Here is a 20,672-nt window from a genome sequence, read left to right on the forward strand (position 1 = left end):
AATAAAAAATTATACCACATCTGCTTTTCCGAATCCATCTAAGCAATGTGACTATCTATCAAATTTTCAACGCCTGAATTCATAAAAAAGACCCCAGTCAGAGACTGAGGTCATGCAGCTATTATTTACGCAGGTTATATCGATCGATCATCTTATTTTGTTCATCGATAAGGCGGTTCGTTCCCAGCGGAGTTTGATGTTCATTCTTCTCCTGCGGGTCTAGCTCCTCAATGAAAAATCGGAGACCCTTCTGTTCGCTGTCCTTGCCATTCTTGCTCCATGGCTTGTCTGCTTGGTTGTTAGCCATACGTCTAGCCACCTCCCGGTTAATAGGACTCGGTTATTATTAACCGTATATTCCCAGGAGCTGAAACCTTTGGCGTCAGACAAAAGACATTATTCGGACAATATCGTAGCCGTATCCCCCGTCTTGACGCCCGCGGCATTGGCTTCGTCCGTATCGATATGCATGTCCAGCGCGAACTGCTCCGAAACCCGAGCCACAACCTGTTCAAAGATAAGCGAACGTTCGCCTTCCACACGAACCGTCAGCAGCTGTTTATCGGCGATGCCCCACTTGGCCGCATCCTCGGTATGAAAGTGAATATGGCGTGCCGCCACAATCACGCCTTCCTCCAGCTCGACCTCACCGGCGGGACCAATCACCTTAATGCCGGGCGTCCCTTCGATATGGCCGGATTCCCGTACGGGGGGCTTCATGCCAAGTGCGAAAGCATCCGTGCGGGACACTTCCAGCTGCGACTTGGAACGAGCCGGTCCGAGGATCCGAACCTTGTCGAACCGGCCTTTGGGCCCTACGACCGCCACCGTTTCTTCAGCCGCATATTGGCCGGGCTGGGACAGGTCCTTCATGATCTTCAGCTCATAGCCTGCTCCGAACAAAGCTTCGATATGTTCGGGCGACAGATGGATATGTCTTGCGGATACGCCAATCGGTACTTGCTTCATCTAGCGCTCACTCCTCGCTCTCTCTCGTTATGCCTTTGCTGCCTAACGCTACCTTCTCATTATACTCCGATCTCAAACAAAAAGCATACGGCCGCGGCCGTATGCTCCCTCATGAACTTGCTCTTATTTAAATTCTGACACCAATTTATCAAATTCTTGCTCGGTCAGCTCGAGGTTCGCTTTATTCAGGCCTTCTTCTTTAAAGCCATTGACCAAATTCTCATAGCTTTTTCTTGTTTTGTCCTGATAGATCAGGCCGGTTACAAGACTGTTCGTTTCCATGATTTTGTTCATGGCCATCGCGCGGTTGGAGGAATCGTAATCCGGCGTTTCTTCCAGATCGACGATATTTTCCTTAAACCACTCATACGTGTTGACTTTATTGAAAGTTACGCATGGGCTGAATACGTTGATGAAGGAGAAGCCCTCATGCTTCATGCCTTCCTCGATCAGCGAGGTAAGCTGCTTCAAGTTGCTCGAGAACGATTGGGCAACGAATGTCGCGCCTGCGGCAATAGCTACTTCGAGCGGAGACAGTGCGGACTCGATCGAGCCGGACGGCGTGGACTTCGTTTTGAAGCCTTCGGCAGAACGCGGCGACGTTTGTCCCTTAGTCAACCCGTAGATTTGGTTGTCCATCACGATATAGGTGATGTTAATATTCCGGCGGATTGCATGTACCGTATGGCCCATACCAATCGCGAAGCCGTCGCCGTCGCCGCCTGCAGCGATAACGGTCAGCTCGCGGTTAGCCATCTTCAGACCTTGCGCGATCGGAAGGGAACGTCCGTGAATCCCGTGGAAGCCATATGCGTTGATGTAACCGGAGATCCGGCCCGAACAGCCGATACCCGATACAACGGCAAGCTGTTCCGGCTCCAGACCTACGCCGGCAGCCGCTCTTTGAATAGCTGCTTGAATGGAGAAGTCTCCACAGCCTGGGCACCAGTTCGGTTTGATATTGTTACGGAAGTCTTTTAACGTTGCCATACTAGGTTCAGCTCCTGACAGAATGTTGTGATTTCAGCTGGCAAGAATGGGTTGCCATCGTATTTCAACATGCTTTTGATTTTCTCCGCATACCCTACGTTGAGCTTGATCAAGGAAGCAAGCTGGGCTGTCGCATTGTTCTCGACAACAACGACTTGTTTCGCCTTCTCCAGGTAAGGCTGGATTTCTTCGACTGGGAACGGGTGAAGCAAGCGAACCGTGATATGGTTCGTTTGGATGCCCTTCTCTGCCAAACGGCCGCGGGCCTCGTCGATCGTGCCGCCCGTAGAGCCCATGCCAATGATCAGCAGGTCCGGCGTTTCATGCGGAGCATCGACCTTGATCGGATCCGTAACCTTGATGTTTTTCATCTTGCCCAGACGCTTATCCATCATCTTCTTGCGGTTCACCGGACTCTCGGATGGTCGTCCATCCTCGGCATGCTCAACACCGGTTACATGGTGAATGCCGAACTTCTGGCCGGGCACGGAGCGCTGGGAGATACCGTCTTCTGTCAGCTCATACCGCTTGAACATTTGGTTATCGGCCAGTGGCGGCAGTTCGCCCTGCTGCAGCTTGCCGCGTTTTATTTCGATCCGTTTGTAATCGAGCAGCTCGCTCGTTTGCTTACCCAAGGAAAGCTGCAGGTCCGTCAGAAGAATAACCGGCAGCTGATGCTCCTCCGCCAGGTTAAACGCTTCGATCGTATCGTAAAAGCATTCTTCGATGGTGGATGGCGACAGCACCACCTTAGGGATCTCACCATGCGTTCCGTAGATCATAGCGAGAACGTCGGATTGCTCCTGCTTCGTCGGCAGACCTGTAGACGGGCCGCCGCGCTGCGTATCGACGATAACGACAGGCGTTTCGGTCATTCCTGCCAATCCGATCGCTTCCATCATCAGCGACAAGCCGGGTCCTGCCGATGCAGTCAAGGCGCGCACGCCGCCGTAGTTGGCGCCGATGGCCATCGTACATGCAGCGATCTCGTCCTCGGTTTGGATGACCGTACCGCCGAATTTAGGCAGCGTCTTGATCAGATATTCCATAATCTCGGATGCAGGAGTGATCGGATATGCGGGCATAAAACGACAGCCTGCAGCTACCGAGCCGAGACCGATGGCATCGTTACCGATAATGAAAAGCTTTTGTCTGCCGTCTGCAGGCTCAAGCTGAAACTCAGGCAGCGGACCGCCGGTCAGTTCGAGCACGAACTCGGCCGCCTTGCGCACAGCCTCGATGTTTTTCTCGACAACAGCCGGACCCTTGCGTCCAAATTCTTCTTCAACCGCTTTATTAAACACTTCAAGCGGCAATCCGAGCAAAGCCCAGGATGCGCCCGAAGCAGCCATGTTTTTAAATAGAGAGGTTCCCAATTCCTCAGCGATAGCTGTAATTGGAACCGCAAACAATCTGGCATTTACCCCTTCTGGAACAGTCGGGTTTACCTTGGCATCGGCGATGATAACGCCATTATTGCGAAGTTCGTGAGCGTTTACATCAATTGTTTCTTGGTCAAAAGCCACGAGAATGTCCAAATCGTCGGAAATCGCGCGAATCGGTTTGGTACTGATTCTGATTTTGTTGTTCGTATGTCCACCCTTAATCCGCGAGGAAAAGTGGCGATATCCGTACAGATAGTACCCCAGTCTGGTCAATGCAGTGGAGAAGATCTTATCCGTACTTTCCACGCCCTCCCCCTGTTGTCCTCCGACTTTCCAAGATAATTGGCTAATCACCGTTGTCCACTCCTTTTAATTTCGCTGCCGTAGCAGCTGCACCTGCATGATCGTCCGAAAGACGACAGTACTAAGCATCTTTCAGTTGTCACACCAAATTCTATGACTTTAGAAGGTAAATTGCAAGGGTTTTCGTCAAAAATCAAGGATAGTTATTTTAGATCATATCCATATCGAAACGAGAATAGTTTAGACGTCTTGTATCTACAAAACAGATGTTAGGTTTAGCGGGCCGGAAGCTGCTCGGCGAGAAAGGAATACCAGTTGCCGTACAGGATTCCCTCAGCAACATCATCTGGATATCTCTTGTACAGCTCAAAAGCCAGCCGGTCAAATTGGCCGGCATGCTCCAGCTGCGGAATCCAGCGGTCAATGCCGTCAAAGTCGGATCCGAGCGCAAGGCTCCCGGCCCCGCCTAGCGAGAGAATATGATCAATATGCTTGATAATTCCGTCTATGGCAGCCCCTTGATGAGAGACGAACCACGGGACAAAGGTAATGCCTATACGCCCTCCTGCACGAATCAGCTCCCGGATTTGGTCATCGTCCAGATTGCGGGGATGGCTGCAGACCGCTTTGGCATTGGAATGGGTCGCGACGAATGGCTTGCGCGAGCATTCCGCCATATCCCAAAATGCCCGCACGGACAAGTGAGAGGCATCCAGCAGCATACCCAATTCATTGCATGCTTTGATGAATGCTTTTCCTTGCAGCGTGAAGCCCGCCTGCCGCGGTTCAAGAATACCGTCCGCCGCCCAGTTGGCATAGTTCCAGGTCGTGCCGATCATTCGGACTCCAAGGTCGTAGAGCGTCTGCAGATGCAGCAGATTCCCGTGCAGGGCGTCGGCGCCCTCCAGGGTTAGCAGGGCTCCCCGCTCGGTTCCGCTCCTCATCACGGCCTCTAAGTCGTTCCGGGTTCTAATCGCGCGAATGCGCCCGTCGGACACGATTTTCCGATGAAACAAGGCCGCATACTCCAAGTAATGATCCAATCGGGGGTTCTTTATACGCTCGGATAAGTAAATCGCAAAAAATTGAACCTTGATATTCGAACGGCACATCCGGGGATAGGTGACATCCAGTCCGCTCAAGTCCGACGCGAAGAAATCAAGCGAAGGATTCTCGATCATTTTGAACAACGCATCGCAGTGTCCATCTATGATGATCATGAGCAATCAGCCTCCAGCGAAGGTTATGGTCATGCGTGCAGACAAAAACACCTGTCTATTTCGTAAACAGGTGTTTGCGATTCGAAGGCTTGAACCTGGCTCTATTCAACCTACATCCTATAGGAAACTACCTTGGCTCTACGATCAGTTTAATGGCCGTTCGGTCTTCGCCATCGATCACGATATCGGTAAACGCTGGTATACAGATCAAATCAACCCCGCTGGGAGCCACAAATCCTCGGGCAATCGCTACGGCTTTAATAGCTTGATTGAGCGCCCCTGCTCCGATAGCTTGGAGCTCGGCCGCGCCGCGTTCGCGCAATACACCCGCAAGCGCGCCTGCTACGGAATTTGGGTTGGATTTTGCTGAAACTTTTAATACTTCCATGAAAAGTACCTCCTCGGGAATGATGATAGCTTCCAGTATCCATCATATTCTAGGAATTTGCCGTTAATTCCTTCTACCCGAAGTTGGAGTTTTCGAAAAATTGAGAATGTTCTGTTAATTTCTCAAGTTTTATTCGAACAGCAGATCATCCTCCGTCATCCTAACCAGCTGCAGCTTCTGCCCGAGTCCAGTCGTTGGGTCCAGATCGATGCAGACCGCATGAAAGTGCCAGGTTCCTTCATCCACTACAAATCTCGCCGGGAGCGAGGTTCTAAACTTGTACATGACGCCCTCGCGTTCCATCCCCAGAATTCCATCGCGGGGACCCACCATGCCGACATCGGTCAAATAGGCTGTTCCCTGCGGCAGGATACGCTCGTCATGAGTCTGTACATGGGTGTGCGTTCCTACGACAGCCGACACGCGGCCATCCAAATGCCAGCCCATTGCCAGCTTCTCGCTGGTCGCTTCCGCATGAAAATCTACAAAGACATAGGGCGTTCTCTTACGAGCAGCCGCTACCAGTTCATCCGCCTTCGCAAACGGACAATCCAGGGGAGGCAGGAAAGTGCGTCCCTGCAAATTGATGATCGCTAGCTCCTTGTCTCTTGCTTTTATAAAGGTCATTCCCCTCCCCGGCGTTCCCGCCGGGAAATTAGCCGGCCGTACCAGGCGAGGCTCATCCTCGATAAACTCGAAGATGTCCTTCTGGTCCCACGTATGATTGCCCATCGTGATCGCTTGCACGCCCATCTCGAAAAATTCACGCGTGATCGAAGCGGTAATCCCGCGTCCTGCCGCGGCATTCTCGCCATTCACCACAATCCACTGCGGATTGTATTTGGACCTGAGCTTGGGCAGGCAGGTCTTCAGCGCTTTGCGCCCCACGGAACCGACAATATCTCCTATAAACAACAGTCTAATCTTCAAAACCTCCCAGTTTGTACTCGGCATGCAAGGAAAAAGAAGTGGCTGGATCAGCCACTTCTTTCTCCTGAATAGCAACGTTATTTGGCATATTCCACCGCGCGGGTTTCGCGGATGACGGTAACCTTGATGTGCCCTGGATAATCGAGCTCGTTCTCGATTTTCTTCGTAATGTCACGCGCCAATCGGAATGCTTCGGTATCGTCGACCTTCTCCGGCTGTACCATCACGCGAACCTCGCGTCCAGCCTGGATGGCGAATGACTTCTCGACACCCTCGAACGATTCGGAGATTTCCTCCAGTTTTTCCAAGCGCTTGATGTAAGTCTCCAGTGTTTCTCTGCGAGCTCCCGGCCTTGCTGCAGACAAGGCATCTGCCGCGCCCACCAGCATGGCGATGACCGAGGTCGCTTCCGTATCGCCATGATGCGAAGCGATACTGTTGATGACGACCGGATGTTCCTTGTATTTCTTGGCGATTTCCACGCCGATCTCCACGTGTGACCCTTCCACCTCATGGTCGAGCGCCTTGCCGATGTCGTGAAGAAGTCCGGCACGCTTCGCCAATGTCACGTCTTCTCCGAGCTCTCCCGCCATCAACCCGGCCAGATAAGCAACCTCCATGGAATGCTTCAGTACGTTTTGACCATAGCTTGTCCGGAACTTCAAGCGGCCCAGAATTTTGATAAGATCCGGGTGAAGCCCGTGAACGCCGGTTTCGAATGTAGCTTGTTCGCCGTACTCGCGTATCCGCTCGTCCACTTCCTTGCGGGATTTCTCCACCATCTCCTCGATACGCGCAGGGTGGATACGTCCGTCTGCCACCAGCTTCTCCAGTGACGTACGTGCAATCTCGCGGCGAATCGGATCAAAGCCCGACAAAATAACGGCTTCAGGCGTATCATCAATGATCAGGTCGATACCGGTCAGTGTTTCCAACGCCCGGATGTTGCGACCTTCTCTACCGATGATGCGGCCCTTCATCTCCTCGTTAGGCAAAGATACGACAGATACCGTCGTCTCTGCGACATGATCGGCAGCACAACGCTGAATAGCCAGCGTGATAATATCTCTTGCCTTCTTGTCGCCTTCTTCCTTCGCTTGCTGCTCGATTTCTTTAATTAATTGTGCCGTTTCATGGCGAACTTCCTGCTCGACATTGCTCAGGATGATCTGCTTGGCCTCATCCGTCGTTAATGCCGATATTCGCTCCAACTCAGAAACTTGGTCACGGTAAATCTGATCGATTTGCGATTGGGTCTCTTCGATTCGTTTCTCTTTGTTGGCGACTTGCTCTTCTTTTCGCTCTAGGGATTCTAATTTCTTATCCAGCGACTCCTCTTTTTGCAACAATCGTCTTTCTTGTCGTTGAGTTTCATTCCGACGGTCACGAATGTCTTTTTCAGCTTCGGTTCGCAGCTTATGAATTTCGTCTTTGGCTTCGAGAACCGTTTCTTTTTTCAGTGCCTCCGCTTCTTTGCGGGCGCTTTCCACGATTTGCAGGGCGGCTTGTTCGGCACTGGAAATTTTCGCTTCTGCAAGGGACTTGCGGATAAAATAACCGATCCCGAAGCATAGTGCACCAACAACGAGAACGACCAGGATCCAGATGACTGTGGCTAACGTAGGCATCAGTTCACCTCCCTCGTTGTTTCTCCAAGGGGTAAGCTTGGGATATTCAGGTTTTTAATCCATTCAGCTTGCTCTAGTAAAGTAAAAATTGGCGATTTTACTTTGCGAATCGTCGCTCTGGGCTGACAGAGGACGACCCCGTGTATCAAGAATGTACAACAACATTTTATAGGTTGTGAAGAAAGCTTGTCAAGCCGTTAACGGCAAGCCTCTGATAATAGGCCAAATAACGGAGGTTACTCGCCTTTCATTTCAGTCGAAATCATTCTCTTCCGAAGACTCGTGCCAGTCCTCATTCCCCTTTGAATGCGGCATACGTGCCATCACTCTGCTTACCACACTTCCGGAATAACCGCGCCGCTGTAAAAAGCCGGCCAGTTTACGGCGAGCTTTCAGCGGGTCCTCTTCCCAGGACTTCCGGTACCGTTTACTAGCCAGCTGATAGGCCGCTTCCGTTTCGTCATCCTCGTTCACCTGCTCCAGGGCAGCGGATATATGCTCCTTAGGTATCCCCTTCTGCTGCAGCTCCTGCTTGATCCAATGACGGCCCTTCTTCTGCGATTCCGACCGCTGCTTAGTCAGCATTTCGGCGAACAGAGCATCATCGAGATAGCCTTCCGTTCTTAAGCGCGTTGTCACATGCCCGATGACCTCGGGCTCGAATTCCTTCTGCTTGAGTCTCTCACGTATCTCATACTCGGATCGCAGGCGGCTCGACAGCAAGCGGATCGCGCTTAGGTAGGCTCTATGCCGCTCTTCCTCAGTCAAAATGCGACCGTACTCCTCAGGCTCTATCATGGTCCCTTTGAGCAGGCGGTACTTCACCATCAGATCTTCGTGCACCGAGAAGGCGAATACGTCATCCAGGTAGACGTTATACCGCTGCTTGGCCCGCGCTTGCCGCTCTACCTTCGTAATGACGCCTCCCAAGGGCGCCTGTACGGTCTCATCCGTCATCTTATTCCCCTCCGCACTGAAAGGCGAAAGAGCACCCTTTCCGGAAGAAAAGGTGCTCTGTGCCTGTTATTCCAATACCGCCAATTCTTCTTCGTCTTCCAGCTCGTCATCCGTATTGGGACCCGTGACTGCAATCAAGTTGCTATTCTCACGAATTTTTTTCTCAATAATGTCCGCAACATGAACATTTTCCTTAAGGAACTGCTTCGCATTTTCCCGTCCCTGGCCCAGACGGTCATTGTTATACGAGTACCATGCTCCGCTCTTCTGGATAATGTCCATTTCCGTCGCGATATCGACGAGGCTGCCCTCGCGCGAGATCCCTTCGCCGTACATGATATCGATCTCGGCTTGCTTGAACGGTGGAGCTACCTTATTCTTGACAACCTTAATCCGCGTACGGTTACCAACCATGTCATTCCCCTGCTTGATCGTCTCGATGCGTCTGACATCCAGGCGTACGGAGGAGTAGAATTTCAAGGCGCGTCCACCCGGAGTTGTCTCAGGGTTGCCGAACATAACCCCGACCTTCTCGCGAAGCTGGTTGATGAAGATAGCGATAGTTTTCGACTTGTTGATCGCGCCGGAAAGCTTCCGAAGCGCCTGGGACATCAATCGCGCCTGCAGACCAACGTGAGAGTCGCCCATCTCGCCTTCAATCTCGGCTTTCGGCACGAGTGCCGCTACGGAGTCGATAACGATAATATCGACAGCGCCGCTTCGTACAAGAGCTTCGGCAATCTCAAGCGCCTGCTCCCCGGTATCCGGCTGCGAAAGCAGGAGTTCATCAATATTGATGCCCAGCTTGCTTGCATACAGCGGATCGAGCGCATGCTCCGCATCGATGAAAGCAGCCGTACCGCCCGCCTTCTGCACCTCGGCGATAGCATGCAGCGCTACCGTCGTCTTACCGGAGGATTCCGGACCATATACTTCGATAATTCTTCCCCGCGGAAACCCGCCAATACCAAGAGCGATATCCAGCGCCAAGGAACCGCTCGGGATCGTTTCTACTTGCATGTGGGTGGATTCACCCAACTTCATGATCGAACCTTTGCCAAATTGCTTCTCGATTTGACGAAGGGCATTTTCCAAAGCTGCTTTACGGTCCGTCAAGAGACTCACTTCCTCTTCTTCTGAATTCTATGATATTACCATCATAACGGTTTTTAAAAGGTTTGCCAAGCTATTTTTCGAACATACATTCGCATCTAAATCCAAATAAAAACCGTAACAAGGGTTGAAGTTGTTACGGTGCTTCCGCATAAGACTATTATACTTTATTTTCTAATCCGCAGCAACTATGAATTACGCGCATATAGACTTGCGGCTTCCGTTGCCTATCCTAAGACTTCAGGCGAACCCATAGATGGTATAGGGCGCTTTTGGAAGCCCTCAGCTTGACCGTAGACCGATTGCCCGCAATCTGAAGCTCCACGGCTTCGGTCTGCCGCCCGCGGACCGCTATGCCGACATAGACAAGTCCTACAGGCTTCCCCTCCGCCTCGCCGGGACCTGCGACGCCGGTCACCGACAAGCCGCAGTCCGCGCCGCACAGCTCCATCACGCGCTCCGCCATCGCTATGGCCGTCTCCGTGCTTACGGCGCCGGGTGCGCCCTCGCCTTCGAGCAGCTCGGCCGGCACTCCGAGCACATCCCTTTTCACTTCGTTGGTATAGCTGATGATGCCGCCCACGAAAGCTCCCTGACCGCCGGGAACCGAGGTCAGCAGATCGCTGAGCTGTCCTCCGGTGCAGCTCTCGGCCACCGCCAGGGTGCGTCCCTCGTCGCCCAGCTTGCGTACGATGAATTCCTCGAGCGTCAAGTCGTCGGAAGCGTAGATATACTCGCCGAGCCTGCTTCGGATTTCTTCTTCGAGCGGCTTTAGCCTCACAGCAGCCTCATCGGCGCTGGCCGCACGCGTCGTCAGCCGGATCGCGACCTCGCCCTCCTTCGCGTATGGCGCGATAGTCGGGTCGGTCTGAGCATCGATCAGGTCGATAAGCCGATGCTCGAGCAGCGATTCGCCGATGCCCGCAAACTTCAGGATGATCGAATGCAGCGGCTGCAAGCCTTGGAAGCGCGACTGCAGCCATAGCATAGCCTCGTGCTCGAACATGGGCTTCATCTCGCGAGGCGGCCCGGGCAGCACGATATAATGAGTGCCGTCCTGCGTCAGCGCGTTGCCTACGGCAAGTCCCGTCTCGTTAGCCAGCGGCTCGCTTCCCTCCAGCATCAGAGCCTGCCTTGCATTGCTCTCCACCATAAGCGCTCCCCGGCGGGCGAACAGCTCGGTTATTTTGTCCATCGAAGGCTGGTGGATGACAAGCGGCCGACCTAGAACCTCACCGAGCACATCCTTGGTCAGATCGTCCTGCGTCGGCCCCAGCCCTCCCGTGCAAATAATCAGATCGGCGCGGCTCTTGGCTATCTCCAGCGCCTCCTTGATCCGTCCGACGTTGTCTCCGACTACCGTGTGAAAGTAAACGCCAATCCCGATGTCGGCAAGCCCTTTGGATAAGTACTGCGCATTCGTATTCGCTATCTGGCCCATCAGCAGCTCTGTACCGACGGCGATTATCTCCGCTTTCATCCGGATCACCTTCCGATTATGCAGTTTAGGACGCGGCAAACAAGAACAGGAAGGTTGCCCTACTGCTTCCGGTCGCTATTCGCTGAAGTTGAGTACATGCTTGTTTTTCATAAAATAATCAAAGCCCGAATATAACGTGATGATTGCAGCGACCCAGCTTGCAATCAAATCGAAGCGGAAATCGATAAATGCAAACGGGAAGTTATTGATAAGCAGGGCAATAATCGCCGTGATCTGAACGGCCGTTTTCCATTTGCCCCACTTGCTGGCCGCCATGACGATCCCTTCGAGCAAGGCGATCTGGCGCAGCCCCGTCACCGCAAACTCGCGGCTGATGATCACGATCGCAATCCACGCATCCAGCTTGCCCATCTCCACCAGGGAGATGAGCACAGCAGATACGAGCAGCTTATCCGCGAGCGGATCGAGCAGCTTGCCTAGGTTCGTAACAAGCTTGCGCTTTCTGGCAATATAACCGTCGAGACTGTCCGTACTCGCCGCAATAATGAAGATCAGCGCTGCGATGATCTGATTATAGGTGATCGTAAATTGCTCTATGCGTACATGTGGAAACTTCACGTTGACGAGCAGGAAAAACATGATAATGGGAACTAGAAAAATTCTCGCCACCGTAATCCGGTTGGCTAGGTTCATGCCACAACCTCCCCGGATAAATCAAACTCGAACGAGTGGGTAACGCGTACCTTGGCGATGGTGCCGATCTGAAGCCCGGCTCCCGTGGCAAATACCTCGCCGTCAATCTCCGGAGCATCGAACTGCGAACGTCCGACATAAACGTCGTTGCGTCCGTCATATTTCTCGATCAGAACATCAATCACTTGTCCGATCTTGCTGCTGTTACGCTCGTTGGAAATTTCCCGCTGGATCTCCATAAGAACGTTGGCCCGGTAATCCTTCACGCTCTCCTTGATTTGATCCGGCAGTCTTGACGCCGGCGTGTCATCTTCCTTGGAGTACGTAAATACGCCAAGCCGGTCGAACTGCACCTCGCGGACAAAAGCCTTGAGATTCTCAAAGTCCTGCTCCGTCTCGCCCGGAAAACCGACGATCAGTGAGGTTCTCAGCGACACGCCAGGTATCCGCTCGCGAATTCTGCGGACCAGCTCGCGCGTATCGCGCTGACGGCCCGGACGGCGCATCCGCTTGAGGATGCTGTCCTCGCTATGCTGCAGCGGCATGTCGATATACTTGCAAATCTTCGGGTTGGAAGCAATCGTGTCGATCAGCTCATCCGTAAAAAAGCCAGGGTAGGCATAGTGAAGCCGCACCCATTCGACCCCTTCCACTTCACTGACGCGGTTCATCAGCGTAGGCAGCATGTAGGAATCGTAAATGTCCGCCCCGTAGTTCGTGGAATCCTGAGCAATCAGGCTGATCTCCTTGACGCCTTGCGAGGCAAGCTGTGCGACCTCGTCAAGTATGGATTCCATGCTGCGGCTGCGGAATTTCCCGCGCATAAGCGGGATGCTGCAGAACGTACAGGCATTGTCGCAGCCCTCGGCAATCTTGACATAAGCCGTATATCGGGGAGTCGATACCCGGCGCGGCAGCTTCTTATCGTAGTTGAACACGGGATTGCCGATAAGTATTGGTCTCTTGCCGGCCAGCGCGTCATCAATAATGTCATTGATCTTATCAAAATCGCCGGTGCCGACAATCCCGTCGATCTCCGGCATCTCGTTCATCAATTCTTTCTTATAGCGCTGAGTCAAGCATCCCGAGACGATCAACGCCTTCAGATTCGCTGTTTCCTTCAGCTCCGCCATATCAAGAATCGTATTGACCGATTCTTCTTTCGCTGCGTCGATAAATCCGCACGTATTCACGATAATAATCGTTGCATCTTCCTTGTCGGCTACGAGCTGATAGCCGCGTTCGTGAACCAGCCCGGACATAATCTCGGAGTCTACGAGATTTTTTTCACAGCCCAGCGTTACAACCTTGACTTTCTCTGTCATGTTCTTCCTCCAAAACGGCTTCATGCCTTTTACTTCTGAACGTTTGTACCAAGTATAATATAACCTCTTGAAGAGTGTCAAAACTCGCGAAATAACCTTGCAGCCCTCGGCGCAAGGTTATTCACCCCATCCGGCCCTATTCGTCCGGACTAGCGGAAATTGATGAATTGCAGCTCAAGCGGCAAGTCAGCTTTGCGTAGAAGCTGGATGACCTGCTGAAGATCGTCCTTGTTTTTTCCGGTCACCCGAATTTGATCGCCTTGAATTTGACTTTTCACCTTCAGCTTGGAGTCGCGGATCATGATGTTTATTTTCTTAGCGTTATCCTGATCGACCCCTTGCTTAACCTTGATGCGTTGACGCACGGTGCTGCCTGCAGCGGACTCCACCTTGCCGTACTCCAGGTTTTTCAACGAAATTCCCCGTTTGGCCATCTTCGATTGGAGGATATCCAGTACGTTTTGAAGCTTGAAGTCGTCATCGGAGACGACGATCAGCTCTTCCTTCTCCAGCACAATGCTGCTCTTGCTGTTCTTGAAGTCGAACCTCGTGGCAATTTCTTTCTCCGCCTGACTGATCGCATTGTTCATCTCCTGCATGTCGAGCTTCGATACGATGTCGAAAGAACTTTCACTACTCATGGTTATTGCACCCTTCCGTCTCCATTTTATCTAATCCCTTGCATGGTTCCTATTCTAGCAAAAAGGACACCCGCTGCACAAAGGCATCGCATGTCCGTCCTCTCCATTATTTCATTAGCCCTGCGATTTTTGCAAGTCCACCTGCAGATTTTTCACATTGGCCTGATCTCCGACCGGGAATGTTTGCCCGTTGATCGTAATTTCTACGGCGCTAGCCTTGCCGAAGCGCAAGGCGGCCGAATCCGCGAGCTCCCAGCTTTTGGTTTCGCCGTTTTTCAACAGCCCTTCGAACAACTGCTCCCGAGATGCGCTCAAAGCGTCGATCTTCATCCAGCATTGATCTCCGGTTACCGTCACTTCGATCTTCAGTTTATCTACTCCGCTGACTTCATAATAGTCGATGCCCCGCTCGCTTTTGGCCAGCTTGACTTCATTCTGCGGAGGAGGAGGCGCGGGTAGCTGCACGGGCGGTGTCTGAGTCTCCCCGCCCGGAGTTGCCTGATACGTGGCCCCGGATGCCGTGAGCTGACCGGAGGGTTCGATTTTATCCGTTATTTTCTTCGGCAAATCCTCGCTGGCGTCGCTCGTTCCCTTATAGTTGATACTCATGAAATAGTAGATAATCCCCAAGATAAGCACTATAAAAGAAATGACCATAATATTGGAAGCCCATTTGCCTATCCGCTCGGTGTTGCGAAGCGCGCCCGTCCGCTTGGTCCTGATCGCCGGTTCGCTCGGCTCAGGCTCTGCCTGCGGGATAACGTTCTGATACATATTCACAACTTCATTGGGATCCAAGTCTACGGCTTCGGCATAGCTCTTAATAAATGCCCGCACATAAAAATTGCCGGGGAGCACCTTGTAGTTCCCCTCTTCGATCGCTTCCAGATAGCGCTTGCGGATTTTGGTCACTTCCTGGAGATCGTCGAGCGATATTTTTTTGTCCAATCTCGCCTTTCTCAATAGCTGACCAAGATCAGTCACGCCAGTCACCCTTCCGATTATGTGTCGTTAAACTGTAGGCTCTCCAAAACCAGAGCCGATTCAATAGCTATCGAAGCCTCCCGTAAACGATTCGTACGAAATCTCTTCGTCCGGAGTCGTACGAAGCTCGACGATGCAGTCAAAGTCTTCATACGTATACTGGGATTCGCGAATAAAAATATCAGGATGCTCAATGACTTTCGTTGAGGGCATAGCCATGATCTCCTGAAGGAGACTGTGGTGCTTTTCGTTGGAACGCAGAGTCGAGACGATGCCATCGATAATAAAAACGTTATTGGCATTCATTTCATCCTCAGACAGCTGGCTCCGCACGGTTTGGCGCAGCAGGGTCGACGACACGAACGTCCAGCGCTTATTGGCGCATACGCTTCCCGCAATGATCGATTCGGTTTTGCCTACGCGCGGCATTCCACGCAGACCGACCACGTGATTGCCTTCCCGCTTAAAAACCTCGCCTAGAAAATCGACCAGCAGTCCGAGCTCATCCCTCGTAAACCGGAACGTTTTTTTGTCATCCGAATCTCTTTCGATATACCGGCCATGCCGGACAGCCAAAATATCCACGAGCTTCGGCGTACGAAGAGCCGTTAGCGTTATATTATCCACTTTCCTTAACATTTTACCCATAAGTTCCACTTTTTCTTCATCCCGGGTCTGCAGAAGCATCCCCCGCGTCCGGTCCTCGACCCCATTGATCGTCACGATATTAATATCAAGCATCCCCATCAGAGAAGCGATATCCCCAAGCAAGCCGGGACGGTTTTTATGTATACGGTATTCCATATACCATTGCTTCATTTCATTGGTTTCAAATCCATTCATCATAGTGTAAACTCCGATCCGGTTGAATTTGGGGCTAGACAATTATTCTACAATATTCGATGAAATCCTCCCGGATACGACGGGAATTTATAAATTCTTGAGGATACGGAACTCCCTTTCCTCGTATGACTTTAGTCCCGGGCTCCAAGCCCCTGTGCTGAACGTGTGCTGAAGCGAAAGCAATACCTCGTTCCACTGAAGATCGACCGTCGTATTGTTCATATCCACTACGGAGGCATGCGTCGCCCGAAGCCGCTGCAGCTGAGCAGCGTCTAGCGGAGCAAAGCCTACCACCCAAGCGGGCTTATGAGCTTTTACCGCAAATTGAAACTGTTGAACCCATCCCTCCGCATCCGCCAGATGAACCGTTTCCGCTTCTTCGGCGGGCGCCCAGTCCGACGGGATGGGATAGGCGGAAGTCGTAACCCATTCGATAGGGCGTCCGGTTACAATCTGCTGACGCACCCATTCCTCCCATTCGCTGCGCAGCCTGTCTTCCTGCACGGCTTTGAGAACGATATGTGAGCCTTTCACCGTCAAGGTATTGCGCAATATTCGGTCATCCAGCAGCAGCCATTTGCGTTCAGGTATGTCCTCGGCCAAAGGCAGCGTCGTCTGTACCAGATTATGACCTGCCACGAAAATATAGTCATAGGAGCTTGATCGGATCTTATCCAGCTGCTCGCTCGTCAAGACCGTTACATCCGGCAGCCATTCAAAGGCGAGCTGCTTCGTATTCCGCCATTCCGACAATGCATTCTGCAGTCTCTGTCTCGCATCGGCGGACAAGGCCGGATCGGTGACGACAAGAAGCGAGGATTTGCTTTGCAGAAGCGCCGGATCAATCTTCGGAATCTGCTTGCCGCATGCCGTGCATAGAATAAGCAGCAAGCCGAGTAGAACTCCATAACGAAATAATGACTTCATGTGATTCATTACCCTCATTTCCTAAAGCGCTAAAGAGAACGTATTTCGCGAGAGGCGCCCGACGGCTCCATCTCATCTCTCTTAGTATAAACGTTTGCCCGGGTCAATCCAAGCCTGCTGCGCAGGAAAAGCCTCCTGGTAAGAGGAGGCCGTTAAGAATGACATTATAATTAATTATTGGCTTTGGCCAGCTTGACCATCGTCGAAGCGAGCGCCTTACGCTCCTGCTCATCGGCCACATCCCACAATTCTTTGAGCACACGCTCTTCCTTGTTCTCCGGGTCGACCTTATCGGACAAAAACTCGCCGATTTGCAAGGCTAGCTTGGAGATGGTTTCTTCGCTCATGCCCGCTTTCTCCGCTTGTTCAACGCGCTCGCCTAAAAATTCTTTCCACCGGTCGAAAATTTTAAGTACCGTTGCCATGTTGAATTCCTCCCTCAGAAGTTTTGGACCTTACAAGGGTTAGAATTCGCAGAAGGCAGCGTCTTTATGCAATGCTTAAGTATGCCAGCCGCCGTTGGGGCTTATGATCTGCCCGGTAATATAGCCAGATTCCGGCAAAGCCAGGAAGTAAACAAGCGAGGCAACTTCATCGGGCTGTCCAAATCTTCCCGCCGGGATATCATTCTCCATGGCAGCCTTTTCCTCTTCGTCGAAGCCTGACATCATCATCGTTTCTACCGCCCCAGGAGCTACTGCGTTGACGGTTACGCCGGAAGGCGCCAGCTCCTTAGCCAGCGCTTTGGTGAAGGCATTCATGCCGCCCTTGGACGTCGAATAAGCGACCTCGCAGGAAGCGCCCGACATCCCCCAGATAGAGGATACATTGATGATGCGCCCGTACTTCTGCGCCACCATGGCAGGCATAAATTGACGGGTCATGAGGAACATGCCCTTCAGGTTGATGCTCATGACGTCGTCCCATTCCTCCTCCGTCACATCAGTCAGCATCCCGTAATGGGAAATACCGGCGTTGTTGACCAGAATATCAGGTATGAGTCCATGCTGCTCTAGCTTTTCTTTCATCCGGCCGATCTGCTCCTGCGACCGCAGGTCGGCGGTTACCGTAAGTACTCGGGCTCCGTAACGCATGCACTGGCGCGCGGTTTCATTGGCAGCCTCATGCGATTGAAGATAGTGGATGACTACATTCATCCCTACAGAGGCAAAGCGGCGGGCGATCGCAGCGCCGATGCCGCGGCTCGCCCCCGTAATAAGCACCGTTTGCTCGGTGAAGGATTTACCGGATGACATCATTTTTCCTCGCTTTGGACAATAGAAGCCGCCATCTGGTTCCAATCGAAGTGACTGGAGAGCAGCCCATTAATCTCCTCCAGCGTCAGCTCCTCGTATACGGGCAGCACATCGAACAAGTCCGCGTCCTTGAACCGATATTTCGTGAATTCATTGGCAATCGCCTCGGGCGAGTTGAGCTGCCGCAGAAAAGCACCGATTTTCTTCTTCTTGCTCCGCTCAAAGTCTTCTCGATTTAACCCCTTAGTCTTTACCTTGTCGATCTCTTCCTGAATGCGGGCGATCAATTGCTCCGGGTCCTTCGTATCGCCGCCCAGTACGGAGAACGCATACTGCTCCGATATATTGTATTCCGATCCGAAATTGTCGGAGATCAGCTCATCGTCGTACAGCTTCTGGTAAATGGCGGAGCTCGGGCTAAGCAACGCGTCCAGCAGCACCTTCATCCCCAGCTCCCGCCTCAGCATGTCGCGGCCGCGCAGCGGCTGCTCCGGTTCCTTGCAGCCGAACAAACATTTGGGCACCGATACGGGCAGCTTTGTCGTTTTGCGCGGCTGCTTGACCGTAGGCGGTTCTTGAGCGAACAGGCGGTGAATGTCACCCTGCGGCTTGAATGTTTTGGACGCCTGGTTGCTGCGGACAAGCTCCATGATTTCCTCGGGTTCAACCCCGCCGACGATAAACAAGCACATGTTGGTCGGATGATAAAAGGTATGGTAGCATTCATACAGCATGTCTTTGGTAATCTGGCCAATCGATGCGATCGTGCCCGCTATATCGATATGGACGGGATGAACATGATACATCGTTTCGATCAGACCGAAGTAGGAGCGCCAGTCCGGATTGTCGGCATACATGTTGATCTCCTGGCCGATAATCCCCTTCTCCTTCTCCACATTTTCATCCGTAAAATACGGATTCTGAACAAAATCGATCAGCGTCGTCAGGTTTTCACGTATCTGGCTTGTAGCGGAGAACAGATACGCCGTCCGGTCAAAGCTGGTAAAGGCGTTGGCGGACGCTCCCTGAGCAGCGAATACCGAGAAGATGTCTCCCGTCGGCTCTTCAAACATTTTGTGCTCCAGGAAATGGGCAATTCCGTCGGGAACTTTTTGTTCCGGCTGCCCTTCCACCCGGAAATGATTGTCGATCGAGCCGTATTTGGTCGAGAACGTGGCATAGGTTTTCTGAAAGCCGGGCTTCGGCAGGATGTATACGGTGAGGCCGTTAGGCAGCTGCTCCGTGTACAGCGTTTCTTTCACTTGCGGATAAGGGATGCTCTGCATTTATTGTCCCCCCTTGCTATCGGTCAAAAAGTAAATGGTATCGAGCGCTACCCGATCCGCCATGTCCTGAATATGAGCCGGCGTCGTGTTCTCGATGGCTTGGATTAGGGTCGGAACCGTCCGTTCGGCCCCTGAAAGCCGATTGTTGAAATCGAACGCGATCAGCTCGAAAGCCGAATCCTGCAGCTCCCGCAGGTGGCCTGTAATCATCGCTTTTGTCTGCTGCAGCTCCGTTTCACTAATCCGGCCTTCTTTCATCGCCTGAAGCTGCTCCTTGATAATCGCGACGGCTTTCTCGTAATTCGCTATTTCTATGCCCGATTGGATCGTCAATATCCCTTTATGTCCATCCAAACGGGAGGATGCGTAGTAAGCCAGACTTGCCTTCTCGCGCACATTCGTGAACAGCTTGGCATGCGGGTATCCCCCGAGAATGCCGTTGTACATCAAAGCGGCCGGATACGTATCGTCTCCATACGAGGTAGGAATGCGGAGCCCCATGTTCAGCTTGCCCTGATTCACATCCAGGCGCTCGACCACTTCCTTTACTTCGTGCACTTGGCGATGATCCGCCTTGAGGTTATACGCCGTCTCTTCTGTCCGCTCGATGACAAAATACTGCGAGACCAGAGGCAGCACGTCTTCCAGCGTAGTATCGCCGACGACATAAATATCAATCGGCGCTTGCTTCAGCCAGCTTCCGTAAGCAGCGCTCAAGGACGAATCATCGAGTCCTGCGAGATCCTCAATCTTCCCCAGCGGATGGAGACGATACGGCTCCCCGCTGCACATTTCCTCTATGCAGCGCTCGGCCGCATAACGGATTTTATCATTTATGATGGCCTCCAGCTTTTTCCGAACGGTTGCTTTTTCGGTCTCGATGTACTTCCGAACGAGCTTCCCGTCCTCCCGGGCCGGTTGGGTTACGGCTTCGCCGAGAAACTGCAAGGCCTGCCCCAGCAGCGACTCGGGGCTGGAGACAAAGTCATCATGAATAACATCCATACGGAATTGGACCATCTGGTAGTCGCCGCGCTTGTATACATCAAAGCCAAAGCCGGCGCCGTACAAGTCATCCAGCCGTTCGCGGAACTGCTTGGTTTCCGGATACGACTTGCTTCCACGGCGCAGTACAAAAGGAATCAGAGCCGTTGAAGTAACCGAATCCTCCTCTAAGGGACGACCGACATACGCCGAAATCGCAAAGGTTTTAAACTGATCGGTGGGCAGGACGTGCACGCGAACTCCGCGAACGGTTCCACGCTCGAATTGTATCTCTTTCATTGCCGCAACAACTCCTCTCGACATCGCAATACCGCCTTTCCGGTTCTGTTCCATTATATTCCTCCAGAAACAGAAGAAGCAACCGCATGAACGGTTACTTCTTCGCCCT

21 protein-coding genes are annotated in these 20,672 nt (G+C 52.4%); all 21 read right to left on the bottom strand.

Annotated features, from left to right (window positions below; all coding sequences use genetic code 11):
* Window positions 1–121 precede the first annotated feature (121 nt).
* A complete protein-coding gene (locus GSF01_RS11975) occupies window positions 122–307 on the bottom strand; it encodes a hypothetical protein (protein WP_159884249.1) in 186 nt (61 codons plus the stop codon).
* Window positions 308–396: 89 nt separating this feature from the next.
* A complete protein-coding gene (locus tag GSF01_RS11980; protein WP_159884251.1) occupies window positions 397–969 on the bottom strand; it encodes a phosphate propanoyltransferase in 573 nt (190 codons plus the stop codon).
* A gap of 123 nt (window positions 970–1,092) precedes the next feature.
* The gene (locus GSF01_RS11985) at window positions 1,093–1,959 is read right to left on the bottom strand and encodes a 2-oxoacid:ferredoxin oxidoreductase subunit beta (RefSeq protein WP_159884253.1); all 867 of its coding nucleotides are present in this window, start codon (window positions 1,957–1,959) and stop codon (window positions 1,093–1,095) included.
* Window positions 1,947–3,698 carry a 2-oxoacid:acceptor oxidoreductase subunit alpha gene (locus GSF01_RS11990; RefSeq protein WP_159884255.1) on the bottom strand — a complete coding sequence of 584 codons (1,752 nt, stop codon included), beginning with the start codon at window positions 3,696–3,698 and terminating at the stop codon, window positions 1,947–1,949. Before GSF01_RS11990 ends, GSF01_RS11985 begins: the two co-directional genes overlap by 13 nt.
* A 224-nt stretch (window positions 3,699–3,922) precedes the next feature.
* Window positions 3,923–4,867 (bottom strand): dipeptidase, encoded by a 945-nt coding sequence (locus GSF01_RS11995; RefSeq protein ID WP_235941420.1) that lies wholly within the window; start codon window positions 4,865–4,867, stop codon window positions 3,923–3,925.
* Window positions 4,868–4,994: 127 nt separating this feature from the next.
* Window positions 4,995–5,255, bottom strand: a complete 261-nt coding sequence (locus GSF01_RS12000; protein ID WP_006286829.1) for a stage V sporulation protein S — start codon at window positions 5,253–5,255, stop codon at window positions 4,995–4,997.
* A 129-nt stretch (window positions 5,256–5,384) separates the two neighbouring features.
* Window positions 5,385–6,179, bottom strand: a complete 795-nt coding sequence (locus GSF01_RS12005) for a TIGR00282 family metallophosphoesterase (RefSeq protein WP_159884450.1) — start codon at window positions 6,177–6,179, stop codon at window positions 5,385–5,387.
* An 83-nt stretch (window positions 6,180–6,262) separates the two neighbouring features.
* Window positions 6,263–7,813 carry a ribonuclease Y gene (gene rny / locus GSF01_RS12010; RefSeq protein WP_159884259.1) on the bottom strand — a complete coding sequence of 517 codons (1,551 nt, stop codon included), beginning with the start codon at window positions 7,811–7,813 and terminating at the stop codon, window positions 6,263–6,265.
* Window positions 7,814–8,065: 252 nt separating this feature from the next.
* A complete protein-coding gene (locus GSF01_RS12015; RefSeq protein WP_159884261.1) occupies window positions 8,066–8,770 on the bottom strand; it encodes a RecX family transcriptional regulator in 705 nt (234 codons plus the stop codon).
* A gap of 66 nt (window positions 8,771–8,836) precedes the next feature.
* Window positions 8,837–9,886 (bottom strand): recombinase RecA, encoded by a 1,050-nt coding sequence (gene recA / locus GSF01_RS12020; RefSeq protein ID WP_159884263.1) that lies wholly within the window; start codon window positions 9,884–9,886, stop codon window positions 8,837–8,839.
* 229 nt (window positions 9,887–10,115) lie between these two features.
* Complete coding sequence (locus tag GSF01_RS12025) at window positions 10,116–11,363, bottom strand: competence/damage-inducible protein A (RefSeq protein WP_159884265.1); 1,248 nt, start codon at window positions 11,361–11,363, stop codon at window positions 10,116–10,118.
* Between the two features lie 75 nt (window positions 11,364–11,438).
* The gene (pgsA, locus tag GSF01_RS12030; RefSeq protein WP_159884267.1) at window positions 11,439–12,017 is read right to left on the bottom strand and encodes a CDP-diacylglycerol--glycerol-3-phosphate 3-phosphatidyltransferase; all 579 of its coding nucleotides are present in this window, start codon (window positions 12,015–12,017) and stop codon (window positions 11,439–11,441) included.
* Window positions 12,014–13,342, bottom strand: a complete 1,329-nt coding sequence (gene rimO, locus GSF01_RS12035; RefSeq protein ID WP_159884269.1) for a 30S ribosomal protein S12 methylthiotransferase RimO — start codon at window positions 13,340–13,342, stop codon at window positions 12,014–12,016. Before rimO ends, pgsA begins: the two co-directional genes overlap by 4 nt.
* A 149-nt stretch (window positions 13,343–13,491) precedes the next feature.
* A complete protein-coding gene (locus tag GSF01_RS12040) occupies window positions 13,492–13,983 on the bottom strand; it encodes a YajQ family cyclic di-GMP-binding protein (protein ID WP_159884271.1) in 492 nt (163 codons plus the stop codon).
* Window positions 13,984–14,097: 114 nt separating this feature from the next.
* The gene (locus GSF01_RS12045; RefSeq protein WP_159884273.1) at window positions 14,098–14,967 is read right to left on the bottom strand and encodes a helix-turn-helix domain-containing protein; all 870 of its coding nucleotides are present in this window, start codon (window positions 14,965–14,967) and stop codon (window positions 14,098–14,100) included.
* Between the two features lie 60 nt (window positions 14,968–15,027).
* A complete protein-coding gene (locus tag GSF01_RS12050) occupies window positions 15,028–15,810 on the bottom strand; it encodes a DUF3388 domain-containing protein (RefSeq protein WP_159884452.1) in 783 nt (260 codons plus the stop codon).
* An 87-nt stretch (window positions 15,811–15,897) separates the two neighbouring features.
* A complete protein-coding gene (locus GSF01_RS12055) occupies window positions 15,898–16,737 on the bottom strand; it encodes a hypothetical protein (protein ID WP_159884275.1) in 840 nt (279 codons plus the stop codon).
* Window positions 16,738–16,907: 170 nt separating this feature from the next.
* Window positions 16,908–17,162 carry a DUF3243 domain-containing protein gene (locus GSF01_RS12060; protein ID WP_159884277.1) on the bottom strand — a complete coding sequence of 85 codons (255 nt, stop codon included), beginning with the start codon at window positions 17,160–17,162 and terminating at the stop codon, window positions 16,908–16,910.
* Window positions 17,163–17,237: 75 nt separating this feature from the next.
* The gene (ymfI, locus tag GSF01_RS12065) at window positions 17,238–17,993 is read right to left on the bottom strand and encodes an elongation factor P 5-aminopentanone reductase (protein WP_159884279.1); all 756 of its coding nucleotides are present in this window, start codon (window positions 17,991–17,993) and stop codon (window positions 17,238–17,240) included.
* A complete protein-coding gene (gene yfmH, locus GSF01_RS12070; protein WP_159884281.1) occupies window positions 17,993–19,279 on the bottom strand; it encodes an EF-P 5-aminopentanol modification-associated protein YfmH in 1,287 nt (428 codons plus the stop codon). The genes ymfI and yfmH overlap by 1 nt, the downstream gene beginning before the upstream one ends.
* Entirely contained in the window at window positions 19,280–20,563 is a 1,284-nt protein-coding gene (gene yfmF / locus GSF01_RS12075) for an EF-P 5-aminopentanol modification-associated protein YfmF (protein ID WP_159884283.1), read from the bottom strand.
* Window positions 20,564–20,672 lie beyond the last annotated feature (109 nt).

This window comes from Paenibacillus puerhi, assembly GCF_009846885.1.
Taxonomy (GTDB): domain Bacteria; phylum Bacillota; class Bacilli; order Paenibacillales; family NBRC-103111; genus Paenibacillus_G; species Paenibacillus_G puerhi.